Genomic DNA, 15,487 nt, shown 5'->3' on the forward strand with positions numbered 1-15,487 from the left:
GAAAAACATGAATCCTCGAATTCCACTATTCTGCGCAGCTCTGACTTACAGTGGTTCCACCAATGCATGCATGACTTTCGAGCCTGGAGCGAATCGGTTAGCAAGTCAGTTTCGGGGTCAACGAGACTTAATTGTCTGGGATGAGGCAAGACACAAGGAGCACTTCATCAGATATGCGAAGTTTAAGGGAGATGGAGGAGTGGTCGACTTTGTGGCTCCGACGCCCTCGATCCCAACCATTGCTGAAGTTGACGAGAACACCTTTAACCTTCTCGCGAACATCACAAGGAGTTGGGTCAATTCGATAGGAGGCTCCGCTGGAGGTATGGCTGGTGGTGGAGGTGGAGGCGGGGGTGTCATTGTGGAACGGGAGAGTGTAATCGGAGGGTATCGAGCAACCACTCTGAGAGCTTCCAGCACCAGTGATCTCCAACAGTGGCTACAGCAGAACTCGTATCAGATCTCGCCAGACCGCAGAGAGTGGCTCGAATTCTACGTCCGAAAGGGGTGGTTTCTCACAGCTTTTCGATTAGAATCCAAGTCGGCAGAGTTCGCTGCGAGTGCAATTCGGATGACCTTTGCGACTACGCAGCCATTTTGCCCTTACTATGTACCGAAGAGTAACTGGGGGAGTGGTGCTGCTCTCGAGGTTTTCTTCGTAGGATCACAGCAGTACACCGGAAGGATCGGTGAATTTTCAAGACGACCTTGGGCTGGTAAAGCAGTGTTCAATGAAGCACTCAGACCAGAGGAAAGTAGGAAGATTGCCAAGGCAATCAAGATAAGCGGGAACGAGATGCCTCAAGATGCGATCATCTCCAGATTCGTGGATAACTCGTTCGCACGAGGTGCTACGGATGATCTGTTCTTTTCTGAGGTCAGACGTTGACGATTTCGCCCCAAATCCCCCGAGTGGTAAGATTCTTGTTAACATTCAGGTTAACGGATGAACGAGCAGGGAATTATTTTGGCAACCGACTATGCGGTCATTGAAGACCGTCCGTCTCACCTAACCGGCGCCTATCAGGATTACACTACTGCCGACATTAACTGGGTTGTTCATCAGTTCGCCGTTGAAGGCGACCTCCAGATCGCTCCTTTCCCCGGTCGCGGCAACATCAATCTCCACACGTACGAGGTGGTTGCAGGAGATCGGGAGTACCTGCTTCAGAAGGTGAACTCTGATGTCTTCGCTATGCCTTATCGCGTGATGAACGGCATGGTCAGCTCGATCACGGCGCAGCGAAGTAGCCTCGAAAGCAAACCAATTGATGGTTGGGAAGCGATCGAACTCGTGCCCACTCGTAATGGGAAGGCATTTCTTGACCTCACTGATGAGCATGGCTGGTCCGTCTGGAGGCTCATGGTTCGGATCCCCGAATCCCGTTCGTACAAGAGCCTTTCGGAGGTTGAGAGCCGGGGTGAACAACTCCGACTGGCCAGCGAAATGGGAAGGGGACTGGCGATCTACTCCGATCTTACTTCCAGCATCAATCCCGTCGGAGTCGAGGGTTCCCTTCCCGGTTACCGAGACACCGGTCTCTACTACCGTCAATTCCACTCGGTCATGAACGGAAATCGGACGATGGGCGACGCGGCAGCCTTGCTACCGGACGATCCGATTCTGCGAACCTCAACGGGCCCGCACTTCCTCGTCGGTTGCTCAGTCGAAGAAGCGTCCAAGCGGAAGAACGATCCCGAGCTGGCCCCATTCATTACTCTCGTAAGAGAGCAAGAACCGTTTGCGATGGGACTCTGGACGGCAATCGCCCAGGGTCGCATCCGTCAAACCCTGATCCACGGCGACACTAAGATCGAGAACTTCCTGTTCGATACGATGACAAGCAACGTCAAAGCTCTGGTCGATCTCGACACCATCATGTCGTTCACTTGGCTCGCAGACTGGGGCGACATGCTCCGCTCGCTTGTTAATGTTGCCGGAGAAAAGGAGACTGACCTCAGCAAAATCCAAGTGGATAAAGATGTCTATCGAGCGGTTGCGGAAGGATTCCTGAAGACCGCTACAGAAGTCACGAGTCAAGAAATCGGGATGATGGTCTCTGCGGTCCAAGTCATCGCTCTCGAGCTTGGGCTCCGATTCCTTACTGACTACCTGAAGGGAGACACCTACTTCCAACTGGGTGAAGGCGACCCTTCCAACCTTAACAAGACCAGAGCAATGGTACAGCTCACGCTCTACCGACGCCTAGCCGAATTCGGCCCCGAAGCTGAATCAATTATCCGGTCGCTAGCCAAATAACAAAAGCCCTTTGCAGTTCTGCAAAGGGCTTTTCTTTGACTAGTCCAACGACTAAGGAGTCGTTGGATTTTTTGTATACCGAACCTTCACCTGGCTGACTCGAAGATTGGAGAGGTTCTGCGACAGGCGGGCCGGGGTGACTGCTCTGAACATGAGCTTAACTTGCCCGGCTCCATCAACGTAACCATTCAAGTTGGTACGGATTGAGAAGCTGATCGTGTTATTGACGCCACCGTAGGTTCCGCGCGATCCTTGAAGGTCCCAAGCCGACGTCAAACTGTTCCATGCATAAACAAATACTGTCGTAGCGGCAAGCGACTCAGAGTTGAATGCAGCCGACACGCTGACTGAGCGAAGCTCAGAAGCCGCCGCCGGAATCGTTCCGGTAACGGAAGCCGAAGCAACTGGTCCAACGCCAGCTTGGAGTCGCCCCTTAACGTTGTAGGAACTGATCAAGCTCGAATCCTTGACTTCCGACAGACCTCCGCCAGTGTAGTCACCGTATACCGGTGCGACTGCGGTGACATCGGCATCTTTTGCAAGAGTTGCGAGAGCGAGGTTGACACCTCTGTGGACGTTGACCCGACCGTAGCCAAAGATGGTCGACGGTCCAATGTTGTCACAGGTCGAAAACAGGATGTCGCTAACTTCGTTTGGAGTTAAATCTGGGTTAACCGACCAGATCGTCGCAAGGGCGCCATTCGCAACTGGGGTCGCCATCGAGGTTCCGCTAAAGAACTGATAGCTTCCATCCATCGTGGTGCTCAAGATGTTGCTACCCGGTGCGAACAACGTGCAACCACGTCCGTATGCCGAAAAGTCGGACTTGGTGTCCGATTCGTTGGTGGATCCAACAACAATCGTATCGGGGTGACGGAATCCGGTCAAGTCCCGGTTGTCGTTACCCGCCGCGAAGAGCATGAGACCGCCGATGGACTTGATGTAAGTCCCGGTCGTTCCGATCGTTGGTGCGTCCACGCCTGAATATGAGACACTGACGGTTTTCGCGCCATGCTCGATGGCCCATCTCGCGCCGTCCATCATGTCAGAAGTGAAGGCACCTCCTCCTGCAGAGTTTGATACTCGGCAGTGCATGATCTTGAAATTCCAGCCTACTCCAGAAACGCCGATACCGTTGTTTCCTTGGGCAGCGCCGCAGCCCGAGACGTGGGTGCCGTGGCCATTGATGTCTTCAACTTGACCGCCTGCCGTCTCGGCAATCTTGTCAACCGCGTTGTATCCGGGAATCCGAAGGTTTTTCAAATCTTCGTGCGCTCGCATGATCCCGGTGTCGCAGAACGCAATCGTTCTCGTTGAGCTACCGGTCCAGAGGTCCCAGGCGCGAGGTGAGCCGATCACAGGATGATGCCACTGTTGTGCGTATCGCGGGTCGTTTGGCACTCGAGTAGGGAAAACTCGCCAGTTCGGCTGCACATATTCGTAGTCGCCACTTCCCATTAAGGAGTTTGAATACATGTTCTCAGAAAGTCCAATCGGTACTTTGAGAATGTATTCATCCGTCTGCGGAACATAGCGGAGAATCATCGACGCTACACGGCTTCGGGATCGCTGCCGACGAAGACGAATTTCGTCAAAGCGGACACCAGAATCCATCATTGAAGCGACTTGCTTGGGTCGAACGATGAGTTGGCCCGTGAACTCACGAACGCCAGCTACCTGGGTGAACTGACCGAAGCTAACCGAAGCCAGCCCGAAGACGACAAGCGAGACTGGAAATGATCTCTTAAACATACAATAACCTCTCCCGAAGAAGACTAACCCGGATTATATCGCAGGTCAGCCTCCAATCGGGTGGATTCAGTCCTTGAATGGGTCTTTTACATCAGCGCCTGCCATTGCCACACCCAAAGGCTTGAGCGTATGACGGATCCGAATCGTGTTCGAGTGGTGCTCCAGAACCCGGTGCAGTCGCTTGTAGACATGCGGAGCTTCGTCCACATCGCCTCCACGCACAACAACTCCACGGTCCTTGACCCACTTCGACATCATCTCTTTGGTGACGCGCCCGGATTCGCCCCGCTTACCCTTTGCGGCAGTGCGAGACATTACGCGGCCTGCGCCGTGAACAGTTGAGTACAAGGCTTCCTTCGATTCTGGAGAATCGACTCCTTCTAGGATGACTGAGTCATCGCCCATCGAGCCGCCCACGAATCCGAGCTGGCCGGGAAACGCCGGAGTTGCTCCCTTCCGGACAACCCAATACTCCTCGCCATCGTGAGTTTCTTGCCACGCGAAGTTGTGGTGGTTGTGAACCTCTTCGACAATCGTTCCGCCGAGAATCTTGGCGACCCGGGCGCAAACCCAATCACGACCCGCATAGGCATACCGCCCCGCAAGCTCCATTGCTTCGACGTACTCGCGACCTGAATCCTTCTCGGTTGAGAGCCAGCTGATGCCATTACTCACTTGTCCCTCGCCAGCAGCAAGGTCCATGTAGTACTGGGCAATGCCGTGGCCGAGGCCACGCGAGCCAAAGTGCACTCCGATCCAGATACGATCAAGTTCATCGACGAAAACATCGACGTAGTGATTTCCGCCGCCGATGGTGCCAAGCTGGTTCTGAGCCTTTTGCCTTCGGCTTTTCAGGGGTGGAAGCCGCCAAGCGTCGTGTTCGAAGAGTTCATGCTCCACAACTTCGTTGTTGTTCAGTCCCATTCCAAACGAGAGCTTTTTGAAGATCTCGTCCATTAAAGGGTTGATTTTGGCTTTGACTTTCCGCTCTTCGCAGTCAAGGCGAACAGCTTTGTTTCCGCAGGCAATATCGTAGCCGACGCCACTTGGAGAAATCCGATGACGGTAGGCGACAACTCCACCAATGGGAACGCCGTAGCCGACATGGTGGTCGGCCATGAGAGCGAGTCTTTCCGCGCCTGTCTCGCGGGCATTGTCGAGCTGTGTTAATGCTTCAGGGAAGACAGGATCTCCCCAGCATGGGATGTTTTCCAAATACTGCATGGGGGCACAAGGATAAGTAGACGCCCCCTGGCCCGCGAATGTTCACTCCCCTGTCAATCCGACTTGCAAAAAATCCACCAGGGCGACTTTCTCTTGCTTCGTCAACTTCAGTTTTGGCAAAGCGCCCTCGTCTCCACCCCGGTCGTAGAATTCGACAACGTCTTCAAGCGACTCGAGCGTTCCGTTGTGCATGTACGGCGCCGTTCGCCCGATCCCTCGAAGGGATGGAATTCGCCAGAATCCTTTGTCCTTGGGGTTCTTGGTGAGGTCACCTCGACCATGATCCTCGCCGATAACGTACGACTGGGCGAGTCCAGTTTTGGCAAACGGATCCGCACCAGGAATTGTTGCCCTGGTGAAGTGTGGTCCCGAGTGGCAAGTCGTGCACTGCCCCTTGCCTTTGAAGATGGCGAGTCCCTGCTGAGCAACCAAAGAAAGCGCCTTTTTGTCCCCCTTGACGAACCGATCGAATGGCGTTTCGTTTTCAGTTAGGGTCCTCACGTAGGTCGCAAGTGCCATGGCGACTCGTTCCTTCGTGATCTCTTTCGTTCCAAACGCCTGCTCAAACAGTGGTTCGTAATTTGCCTTTCGGAGCCTCTCGGGGACTTCCTTCAAGGAGAGATTCATCTCCATCGGGTGTTCAATCGGCATCAAAACTTGTTCTTCGAGAGTCTTCACCCGACCATCCCAGAACAATTGCGGCTGATATCCAGATCCTATTAAGCTAGGGCTGTGGCGAGTGAGAGCTTCTTTTGTGTCTCCGATATTGACGGTTCGTCCATCGCTGAAGCCGGCGGGTTCATTGTGACACCAGGAGCAAGGAGTCTGCCGGGTTTTGCTCAGCGCGCGCTCTTCAAAGAGGCGTCGCCCAAGTTCGGCTTTTGCTGCGGTGTAAGGATTTGTCTTGGGAAACGGCACCGGCCCTGGTGTTCCCAGCGCATACGGATCAGCCGAGATTCCGGCGATTCCGATTGATGCGCAAGCAATTACCAAGAGTCCGCGAAGCATAGATTTATGATACACGCTAAATCCACCCCGGAGGGTTGACTCCGGCCTCCCTTGCCCCCTGAGGGGGAAAGGGGTTGGGGGTTAGGGGGTTCCAGCTGCCGGAGTCAGTCGGCGGAAGCGCTCAGCTCCAAAGCACGAGCTTGACAGAACTTCTCCAGCTCCCGAATCCAGTCCGACTCAACCGGGCCGTACACTTCAAAAAACTCCACATTTGGAATCCGAAAGGTCACGATCCGCTTGGTTAACAGGTACGCATCCCGCCGCGCATCTGCTACAGGGTCATGCTGCTCGCCGTCAAACTCGACGCAAAGCAACAACTCATGACAATAGAAGTCGAGCGTGTAAGGAGGCAAGGGATGCTGCCGACGAAATCTGTAGCCCAGGAAGGACTTCTTCAGAACTCTCCATGCCACTTCTTCTGCAACTGAAGGACTGTTGCGGAGTTCACGGGCACGTTCGATAGGCGGTCTTGCCTTTCGTTTTGGACGCAAGTTTTAAACCCCCTAACCCCCAGCCCCTTTCCCCCTCAGGGGGCAAGGGGAGCTAGCTCGCGAGCCTCTTTGGAGGTCACAGGACTCTTTCCGTGCTCGATCCAGTATTCAAACTCTTCAGGGAATTGTCGGATGAATGCTTTCATAGGCCAAGCCGCCGCATCTCCCAACGCGCAGAACGAGCGACCTTCGACGTTATTCGCCACTTCGGTCAAAAGATCCATATCGCCCTTCTGTCCTCCACCAGCGACGATGCGATCCATGATCTGCACCATCCAACGGGTGCCTTCGCGGCAAGGCGTACATTTGCCGCACGATTCGTTGGCGTAGAAGTGCGCAGTTCGCCAGGCAAGCATAACAATGTCCGTGTGCTCGTTAAAGAACATGCATCCACCCGAGCCGACCATGGACTTGACTTCGCCCATTTCTTCGTAGCCGATGATTGCAACATCGACGGCGTCCGGCTTGATGACCGGCATCGAGGAACCACCTGGAATACACGCCTTCAGCTTGCCTCCGCGCACTCCACCCGCCATCTCTAAAAGTTCTTTGAGCGGAGTTCCAAACTCGATCTCGTAGTTCCCAGGCTTGTTGACATGCCCGCTCACCGAGAAGATCTTGGTTCCCCGCGAGTTCTTGGTTGAAGCACCCAGAGTCGCGTACCACTCGCCACCGCGACCCACGATGTGAGGAACACAGGAATAACTCTCAACATTGTTAATCAACGTCGGTCGCTCCCAAACTCCGCTGACGGTTGGAAGCGGTGCGTGTGGGAACTTGAGTCGGGGCATACCCCTCTCGCCCATGAGCGACGACATCAACGCAGACTCTTCGCCGCACTCGTAAGATCCCGCGCCAAGGTGGATGTGCAGGTCGTAGCAAAAATCAGTTCCAAGGATGTTCTTACCGAGCAAATTGTTCGCATAGGCCTCGTCGATTGCCTTGCGTAGCGCCTTGGCGGCATCAATGAACTCGCCGCGAATGTAGATGTAGCCGACATCGCCCTGCACCGCGTAGCCCGCAATCGTCATGCCCTCAATGAGCTGAAAAGGAGCAGTCTCCATCAGCATCTTGTCCTTAAACGTGCCGGGCTCACCCTCATCGGCATTGCAGACAACGTAGTGTGGCTTTGTCTTTTCTTTCGGAAGACCATTCCACTTGATCCAGCTTGGGAATCCTGCTCCACCGCGACCACGAAGCCCCGAAGTCTTGACCTCGTCGATGACAGCCTGTCGCTCCATCTTTAGCGCCTTCTCCAGCCCCGAATAGCCCCCAACTTTTTTGTATCCCGCAAGCGTTTGGGACGCAGGATCGTCGGAGTGCTTCAACAGGAGCTTGTACTCTGCCATATCTATCAATTTACCTCGCTTGTTTAACGTCCGTTAGCGCAAATGGCAGCACAATCCCGCGGTGTTGGGAACTCCAAACGCACCTTGACCAGTACTGAAACCAATCGCACACCGCAAGGCGCGATTATTTGTTGCATTAGAAACTTGAGATCGTGATTTTGGAAAGAAATCATGAGACAACAAAACCGAGCATTCACGCTCATCGAACTTCTCGTTGTGATCGCGATCATCGCGATCCTCGCCGCGATCCTCTTCCCTGTGTTTGCGCAAGCAAAAGCCGCCGCGAAGAAGACCCAGGCCCTATCAAATGTAAAGCAAATGGGCACGGCGTTTGCGATTTACTCGTCTGACGCAGATGATCTTTATCCGATCTGTGGATATGACCCAGTTGCGGGCTGGTTACAAGGTTACAACATGGATGCGCCAAGTAACTGGCGAACGAACAGCGCGACCTATATCGAAGCAGTCAGTACAGCTTGGGCAAACTCGACCGAGCCTTACAAAAAGAACTGGCAAATGCTGGAGACACCTGGCGGTGTCGACTACCGCCCCAGTTCGATCAACTATGCAGCAGGAATCCGCCCGTTTGCCAAGGTCGGCTTCACCTACAATGGCTTGCTCACGGGGTTCAGCGGTACGGCGGTCAACTCCCCTAGCCAGCTGATTCTTCTCAGCCAACTTCGAGGAAATCTGAACCAGAACGGTATCGCCTTTGAGAGTCCTTGGCTGAACTGCCCCCAGCGTGCGGCGAACTGCACCTATGTCCCCAGCTCTGCCACTTGTGGTGGTGCAACGAACGGGCAGTGGAGCGAGACTTGGGCACCTGCCAGCGCTGCTAATCGCGTTCCAACCTTCTGGGTTCATGGACGAGGTATGGTCAACGTTTTCACCGACACTTCGGCGAAGATTCGTCGGATGGGCGGCAATACGCGGGCTCCAGGAGTAACCACGGGTACGGTCCTGAGCGATTTCCGAACCGATCCGTTCTACAACTACTCGGCGACCGGTCAAGCGAACGGAGAATGGCAAGATTCCAACTTCTGCCACTCACTTCTGTTTCAGCCTGACTTCGACTTCCAGAACTTCGGAACCCCTGTCAGGTACGGCAAGGCATTATGATGAAGCGGACGCTTGCTCTCGCCATCCTTGTCGGCAGCTCGGTACTAGTTGGCTGCTCTGGTAGTGACCCGGAACCCGTTGTTGGAAACGCACCGGGCATTTCCGACACATCAAAAGGCGAGGAATCCCCCGAGGTTCAAGCCAGAACAAAAGAAAAGCAAGCTACGCAACCGGGTTCAAACTCCCAGTTTGGACGCGACTAAAAGAAAGAGACCCCCAGCCGAAACTAGGGGTCAGCGCTAACGGGCTATTCGCCTTTGCTTGCTGGAGGTTCTCCAGCAGGCATGGGTGTTCCAGCACCTCCACCTCCACCACCAGCTCCAGGAGTAATTCCCTTTTCGATCTTTGGCTTTTCCGGCGGAGTGAGAGTGCTCGGGTTAATTTCGCCCGTCTTAGAGTCACTTTCGGCTGAAGAACACCCGATGAGTGCACAACCGACTGCAAGCAATAAAATCAGACTCCTCATGGCATGCTCTGAGTTCCCCATAGGTAGCTCTCTCGATTTGTCAATTGAATGCTGTAAGGATTCATGTTGGGCGTGTAGTTCGTTCCCTGACCCATCCGACCTGCCGGCATCGTTTTCGTACTCGAATCGCCGAACACGAGGATTCCCTGGCCCGTTGTTCTCATCGAAACTCCACCAGTTCGGCTTCCTTTGACAACATTCATACCCTGCATAGGCGCCCAGGTTTCCCAGTAAAAGCTAGCTCCCCAACCGTCCCAACAGAGGGGTCCTAGTCCGTTCGCGCCCAATCTTCCGCACAGAGGCTCGTCAATGAGACCCGTCGAAATCCAGGGCGTGGAACTGTCCCAAGCAAGTGCATTTGGGTTACCGTTCATGTCAAGGTTCATTGCGTACGACGCAGCGAACATGACGGTTGAAGCCGGCTGATCCACTGCTGTCATGCTTTGACCCCGCCATGATGCTGTAGGCCCAAGAGCATTTTGCCCCTTTCCACCAGGTCCCATGAAGGGTGTCCATGCGGCATGGTTGTAACCAAACTGCGGCATGAGAACGTCTTTCGACCGCTGACTGAATCCAGCAAATCCACGCCCTCGCGTCCCAATCTGCGGATCCTGAAGAATGTCAGTGTTCTTCATGTAGGGCTGAATAATTGCTGTCCATGGAGCGTTACAGTTATTCGCTCCAAAACCGCTCCAGCAGACTACGACATCTGGCGAGGCGCCGGTACCCCAAGCCATCGCGATCACTGCGTTGTCGTCAGCGTCTGCAGCATAAATGTGTGCAGCAGTGCCAGTGTTTTTCGCGTTGGAGATGGCAGAGGTTTTTTTCGCGGCGGCTTTTGCTTGCGCGAAGACGGGGAAGAGGATTGCGGCGAGGATCGCGATGATCGCGATGACCACGAGCAATTCGATAAGAGTGAATGCACGTTTCATATGAATGCCTTGAGAGAAGCGTTTCCCTCAGGGACATTCTAAGGCAAGTTCAACAAAATTGAAAGAGGAAAATCAAAAAAAGGGAACTGTATCGGGCAGGCCAAAGATTCCAATCCACAATAAGATTATCGCTACCGAATCGCACCGATGCGCTCCTCTGCCTTCAACTGAACCTGCACGATCTGGTCTGCCATTTTCACAACCGTGCTTTCTTCGCTTGCACGTAATTCATCCAGCAAAGCGTCAATTGACTTCTCGTCCACTGGGCCGAAATACCTATCACCGACCTGAACAACCGGAGCTCGGTCGCAGGCATTCAAACACTCGACTTCTTCGAGCATAAACATGCCGTCGGCGGTCGTCTCGCCATTCTTGATTCCCAGCTTCTTGGTCACGTAATCGCGAATCCGGTAAGCCGAGTTGAAATGGCAGGACAGGCATGTGCAAACCTCGATCTTGTGCCGACCAGGGTTGTGCACGGTGTTATACATCGAATAAAAGGTCGCGACACCCTGGACCTCTGCATAGCTCCGCTGCAAGCGATGAGCCACTTCAGCAATCGCATCACCATCCAAAAACCCGCCGTACTCGCGTTGAGCAATCCAAAGTCCAGGCAAGATGCAAGCCTTCTGGTTCGGATAGTGGGTCTTTAGGGCATCCAGCTCCTTGATCCCTTGCTCCGAAAACCGCAGATTCAACTCATCGGCCGATGGCGGCATCGGGCGCTCATTATGGGCTCCCAGCTGTATCAATTCGCTCATGCCAAAAGCGTACCTTTTGGAGCCGAGCTAGGGCATAATCACGATCAAATCATCATGCAAGTCTGTCCACGTTGCGCCCGAGAAAACGAAGACGATATCCGCTTCTGCGGTCGCTGCGGACTCGACTTTGCCGAATACGCCCGTCACCAACAGAGGCCGACGACCGACGAAACCCGATTTTGCTACAAGCACCCCAAAGAAGCCACCAACCTCAGTTGCGGTCGTTGCGACAAACCGCTCTGCACCAAGTGCGCCCAAATTGGCTCGGCAGGTCCGCGCTGCCCGGAGTGCGCGAAGCACAACATCGAATTCCGCCCCGCTGCAGTGCTTCACCAGGCCAAGAGCAACGTCAAGGGACTCGCCCGAATGGGCCCCTGGGGAATCTACATCCTAGTCTTCTGCGTCATCTCAATCCTCGGATTTATCCGCAGCGGCTGCAACTCAACTCCGTCAGAGCCGCCTGCGGTCGAGCAACGCAACTAGCCCCCAAACTCGCGGAGTCGGCCTTCCATCTCACCTCGAGTCTGGTCGTCCACTCGCTTGTCCGTCTTGGCAAGCTCAAGCGCCTTTTTCTGGGTCGTGATTGCTTTGGCTTTATCACCCGAGCGCCACAGTGCGAGCGCATAGGTGTCCATGTTCATCGCGTTCGTCGGGTCGAGCTTCATCATCTTCTCACCGAGCTTAACGGCCGCCTTATAGCCCGCCGCGTCCGTTACACCTGGATTCTCCACAACGTCCCAGATCACTTGGTTGATCATCATCGGGTCGTTCATCTCGGGCAGACCAGCCATTTTGTTCAGAAGCTTATCAACACCACCAAGCTTGCCCATGTTTCGGGCCGCTAGTTCCATGCTCCCCAGCATCACGCGCATTTTCGGTTCCTTGGCCCATACTTTCTCGATTTCGGCAAGAGCTCCCTTGAAGTCTTGCTTCGCGAAGAGCTTTTGAATCGGATCGAACTTCTTCTGCATTTCCGCTTGCATCTGCATCTCGGCAGCCTCCGCTTTCTTTGCATCCTCGCGAGCCTTCTTTGCCTTAGCTAAATCATATTTTCCGGTCAGAACTTGATCGACAGCTTCTTCAAGCCCCGCCATTGGGTGCCCGATCCAAGCAACCGTTCCGCTGCCATCAATCACAAAAGCCGTCGGAATTCCGTTCTCGCCCGCCGCCTTCATCCAGTTGGTCGCCATGAACATCTCGGCGCCTTCGGTGGCAACGTTGTAGTCCATCTTCGCCCCGAAGTCCTTCACAAACGCCGGAACCTTAGTCTTGTAGTCGCCCGGCTGGCTCTCCCAAATTGAGACTCCGACAAAGTCGACCTTGCTACCGTACTTCTTCGCCATCTCGGTGAGGTGAGGAATCGTCTGTCGGCAAGGGCCACACCAAGTTGCCCAAAACTCAACAACAACCGGCTTCCCTTTGCCAAGCTCAACCGGCGATCCCTTCACCCAGTCGGTGACTTTGAGTTCAGGTGCCTTGTCTCCCACAGTCAGCGCGGCTTGAGCCGACACAGCGATGGAAAGAACGGCAAGAAGTGGAAGGAACCGCAACGGTTTCATGTTCAAGTTATACATTCTTTTCGTCATCTTTCGTTCCCTGTTGAGAGTCAAAGAGAGAGCCATTTGACTTTCCGAACAGCTTGTGAGCCTGGTGCCCCAGCCCTCCGAGAACGAGCAAAGTGACTGCCCCCATTCCAGCCCAAGATAGATACTCGCTGGTGCGATCCGGCTGCCTCTTGCTCTTGACCAGTTTGCCGCCGACCACGTCGTAATACACGTTGTTTTCGATCCAGAGCATGCCGCCAACTTTTTTCGGAGCGAAGTCCTTGGCAGTCAGGCCAGCCACGGGCTTGTACGTTACGGTACATATGATATCCATTCCACCCCGAGTTTCTTTGATCTCCTCGGGAAGCCAATACGTATCTACTTTGATCAATTTCGTGATCTCGACCGAGGAGGGGCCGTAAGTTCTCTTCAAGCAGTTCCAATCCCTCTCCTTCGCAAACTCATACTCCCCGCTCGGACTGTTATAGATCAGGACGACTCCGTAGGCTGGGTCAACTCGGGAACGCTTGAGCGACATTTCTCTCCCCAGGGGATCACCCAATGGTTCCCAAACATCGGTAAACAGCCCGTCACTCATTTGGCGACCGCTTTGATCAACTTGCACTGTACTGCGTCCTTTACCGCTCTTATCGAAAAGATGCCAGTATCCGACCTTACCATCGAACATCAGATGTTGAGATTCTGTACTTCCCGACATCGTTGGCATGTCTATGTCATACATTACGCCATGAACTCTCCCGGAAAGTGCTTGATACACACCAAGCTCTGGCCAACTGACCGACGTAGTCCCTACTCCGGTGAGGGTGCTTCCATGTTTTATAGTAACAGGGTCGCCATATCGTATCGTGGCTTTGCTCGCCGGAGACCCTGCTGGGACTGCGCTCTTCACTGCTTCGAACTGAAACCCTGGATAAGCTGCAAGGACTTTTCTACGCTCGGCAATCGGATCTTGCCCCAGTCCGAATGCGGTCAAAAACAAAATCCCAAACAGGTGGCAGAGCTTCACGAACCCATAGACGGGGCTTAGCTAATCAAAAGTTCAAAACAAATGAAACTCTTTTGCGTCCTGTGCATCTGATACATGGACGTAACTTTCTTGGATTCGTTCTCCCACAATAAACAAAGCCCGACCTTGAACAAGTCGGGCTACTTTTTGCCTCCTGGTCGCGTATTGTAGTGGCAGTGCTGACAACTCTCCTCATCACAGCGATGCTCGGGCAAGAGCTTGTTTTGAACCCGGCGCCTTCGCCGGTTGGCAATCCGCTCAAAGGGCTTGTTCCTTATGCTAGTGATCGGCAGGATGGCTTCCCGCACTCAATGGAGTTCAGCTACCTCCCGCTCAATTCGGTCGTGAAAGCTAAGAATCAGTATGACTGGGCTGCGCTTGAAAACCTTCTTAACGACGTCGCCAGCCGCGGGCACCAAACAATCGTGCGCTTCTACCTGGAATATCCCAAGGAGCCAACCGGGATTCCACAATATCTTCTGGACGGAGGGCTAAAAGTCACTCGATGGAACTCGGAATCTGCCGCGAGTGACCCGGCCCAGGGGCTGGGAGACAATATCACTCCGGACTACAAGGATGAAAATCTGCGCCAGTGCCTTATCAACTTCATCGGCACCTTGGGCCGCAAGTATGATGGCGATCCCCGCCTTGCCTACCTTACGATGGGAATCCTGGGAGCGTGGGGGGAATGGCACAACTGGCCCCGCGATGAACTCTTTGCACCCGTCGCTGTACAGAACGAAGTCATGACCGCCTTTCAACGAGCATTCACACGGACACCCGTCCTCATGCGCTACCCTCGCGGCGCAGGCGACCCAAGCAAAGCTGAGAACGCATCACGGCCGTTTGGCTACCACGATGATTCTTTTGCCTGGGCGACACTGGACACCGGAAAGCCCCAAGATGACTGGTACTTCATGCCTGCGATGAAGAAGGCTGGTACCCTTTTTCGCTGGCGCAGCCAGCCGATTGGCGGAGAGATTCGCCCCGAAGCCTGGGGCAAATGCTTCGACCCTAAACCGGACCGCCCCGAGATTCAAGACTTCGAAAAGTGCGTGCGCACGACTCACGCAACGTGGCTCATGGATAGCGGAATGTTTAGCGAGGACATCCCCCGAACCGCTGAGCGCAAAAAGCGAGCCGAGGAAATGGTTCGGCTTATGGGCTACGACTTCTACGTCTCCAAAGCCCGGCTCCAGGCGGGAGCCGGATTCCTGGTGGTTACCACCACCATCAAGAATCAGGGCGTCGCGCCGTTTTACGCGAAGTGGCCGCTACGGATGGCTCTGTTGGATGCAAACCAGAAAGTGGTGCGGGAAGCGAAGGCCGATCAGGGACTCGACGGGATCCTCCCCGGCGAACCTGCCGACCGATTCTTCTCGTCGTCTCTTTCGGGCCTAGCCAAAGGGAAATACACCGTCGTGATTTCTTGCCCAAATCCGCTTCCCAACGGTCGTCCAGTAGGATTTGCCAACGAATCTTACGCAAAAGACGCGAAAGGTTGGCTTACCGTCGGCTCGATCAATCTCTGATGAAACAATCCGCCTCCAGGTA

Annotated in this window: 15 protein-coding genes; 5 read left to right on the top strand and 10 right to left on the bottom strand. The window is 54.3% G+C overall.

The window, feature by feature from the left end; translation table 11 throughout:
• Window positions 1-7 precede the first annotated feature (7 nt).
• Both WCK51_11620 and WCK51_11625 read left to right on the top strand, forming a co-directional pair.
• Window positions 8-889 carry a DUF2330 domain-containing protein gene (locus WCK51_11620; protein ID MEI7577534.1) on the top strand — a complete coding sequence of 294 codons (882 nt, stop codon included), beginning with the start codon at window positions 8-10 and terminating at the stop codon, window positions 887-889.
• A gap of 57 nt (window positions 890-946) precedes the next feature.
• Complete coding sequence (locus WCK51_11625) at window positions 947-2,260, top strand: phosphotransferase (GenBank protein MEI7577535.1); 1,314 nt, start codon at window positions 947-949, stop codon at window positions 2,258-2,260.
• 51 nt (window positions 2,261-2,311) lie between these two features.
• On the opposite strand, the gene WCK51_11630 is transcribed toward WCK51_11625, so the two are convergent.
• The 5 genes from WCK51_11630 to nuoF all read right to left on the bottom strand — a co-directional run bounded on the left by WCK51_11630 (window position 2,312) and on the right by nuoF (window position 8,084).
• Window positions 2,312-4,012: a S8 family serine peptidase gene (locus WCK51_11630; GenBank protein MEI7577536.1), complete on the bottom strand. Its 1,701-nt coding sequence runs from the start codon at window positions 4,010-4,012 to the stop codon at window positions 2,312-2,314.
• A gap of 66 nt (window positions 4,013-4,078) precedes the next feature.
• A complete protein-coding gene (locus WCK51_11635; GenBank protein ID MEI7577537.1) occupies window positions 4,079-5,236 on the bottom strand; it encodes an RtcB family protein in 1,158 nt (385 codons plus the stop codon).
• Between the two features lie 42 nt (window positions 5,237-5,278).
• Window positions 5,279-6,244: a cytochrome c peroxidase gene (locus WCK51_11640; protein MEI7577538.1), complete on the bottom strand. Its 966-nt coding sequence runs from the start codon at window positions 6,242-6,244 to the stop codon at window positions 5,279-5,281.
• Window positions 6,245-6,348: 104 nt separating this feature from the next.
• Complete coding sequence (locus WCK51_11645; protein MEI7577539.1) at window positions 6,349-6,735, bottom strand: DUF559 domain-containing protein; 387 nt, start codon at window positions 6,733-6,735, stop codon at window positions 6,349-6,351.
• Window positions 6,736-6,770: 35 nt separating this feature from the next.
• On the bottom strand, window positions 6,771-8,084 hold the full coding sequence (gene nuoF, locus WCK51_11650; GenBank protein ID MEI7577540.1) for an NADH-quinone oxidoreductase subunit NuoF: 1,314 nt from the start codon (window positions 8,082-8,084) through the stop codon (window positions 6,771-6,773).
• Between the two features lie 171 nt (window positions 8,085-8,255).
• Here nuoF and WCK51_11655 point away from each other — a divergent pair, with 171 nt between their 5' ends.
• Complete coding sequence (locus WCK51_11655) at window positions 8,256-9,203, top strand: prepilin-type N-terminal cleavage/methylation domain-containing protein (GenBank protein MEI7577541.1); 948 nt, start codon at window positions 8,256-8,258, stop codon at window positions 9,201-9,203.
• A 247-nt stretch (window positions 9,204-9,450) separates the two neighbouring features.
• Here the strand turns inward: WCK51_11655 and WCK51_11660 are convergent, their stop codons facing one another.
• The 3 genes from WCK51_11660 to WCK51_11670 all read right to left on the bottom strand — a co-directional run bounded on the left by WCK51_11660 (window position 9,451) and on the right by WCK51_11670 (window position 11,320).
• On the bottom strand, window positions 9,451-9,669 hold the full coding sequence (locus WCK51_11660; protein ID MEI7577542.1) for a hypothetical protein: 219 nt from the start codon (window positions 9,667-9,669) through the stop codon (window positions 9,451-9,453).
• Window positions 9,666-10,601: a prepilin-type N-terminal cleavage/methylation domain-containing protein gene (locus WCK51_11665; protein ID MEI7577543.1), complete on the bottom strand. Its 936-nt coding sequence runs from the start codon at window positions 10,599-10,601 to the stop codon at window positions 9,666-9,668. The genes WCK51_11660 and WCK51_11665 overlap by 4 nt, the downstream gene beginning before the upstream one ends.
• A gap of 131 nt (window positions 10,602-10,732) precedes the next feature.
• On the bottom strand, window positions 10,733-11,320 hold the full coding sequence (locus WCK51_11670; GenBank protein MEI7577544.1) for an NAD(P)H-dependent oxidoreductase subunit E: 588 nt from the start codon (window positions 11,318-11,320) through the stop codon (window positions 10,733-10,735).
• A 96-nt stretch (window positions 11,321-11,416) separates the two neighbouring features.
• Between WCK51_11670 and WCK51_11675 the strand changes: the two genes are divergently transcribed.
• The gene (locus WCK51_11675) at window positions 11,417-11,845 is read left to right on the top strand and encodes a hypothetical protein (protein ID MEI7577545.1); all 429 of its coding nucleotides are present in this window, start codon (window positions 11,417-11,419) and stop codon (window positions 11,843-11,845) included.
• On the opposite strand, the gene WCK51_11680 is transcribed toward WCK51_11675, so the two are convergent.
• A complete protein-coding gene (locus tag WCK51_11680) occupies window positions 11,842-12,921 on the bottom strand; it encodes a redoxin family protein (GenBank protein MEI7577546.1) in 1,080 nt (359 codons plus the stop codon). The genes WCK51_11675 and WCK51_11680 overlap by 4 nt on opposite strands.
• A gap of 7 nt (window positions 12,922-12,928) precedes the next feature.
• Entirely contained in the window at window positions 12,929-13,933 is a 1,005-nt protein-coding gene (locus WCK51_11685; protein MEI7577547.1) for a hypothetical protein, read from the bottom strand.
• 176 nt (window positions 13,934-14,109) lie between these two features.
• Here WCK51_11685 and WCK51_11690 point away from each other — a divergent pair, with 176 nt between their 5' ends.
• Complete coding sequence (locus WCK51_11690) at window positions 14,110-15,465, top strand: DUF4832 domain-containing protein (protein MEI7577548.1); 1,356 nt, start codon at window positions 14,110-14,112, stop codon at window positions 15,463-15,465.
• The last annotated feature ends 22 nt before the right edge of the window (window positions 15,466-15,487 follow it).

This window comes from Armatimonadota bacterium (assembly GCA_037138755.1).
Taxonomy (GTDB): domain Bacteria; phylum Armatimonadota; class Fimbriimonadia; order Fimbriimonadales; family Fimbriimonadaceae; genus Fimbriimonas.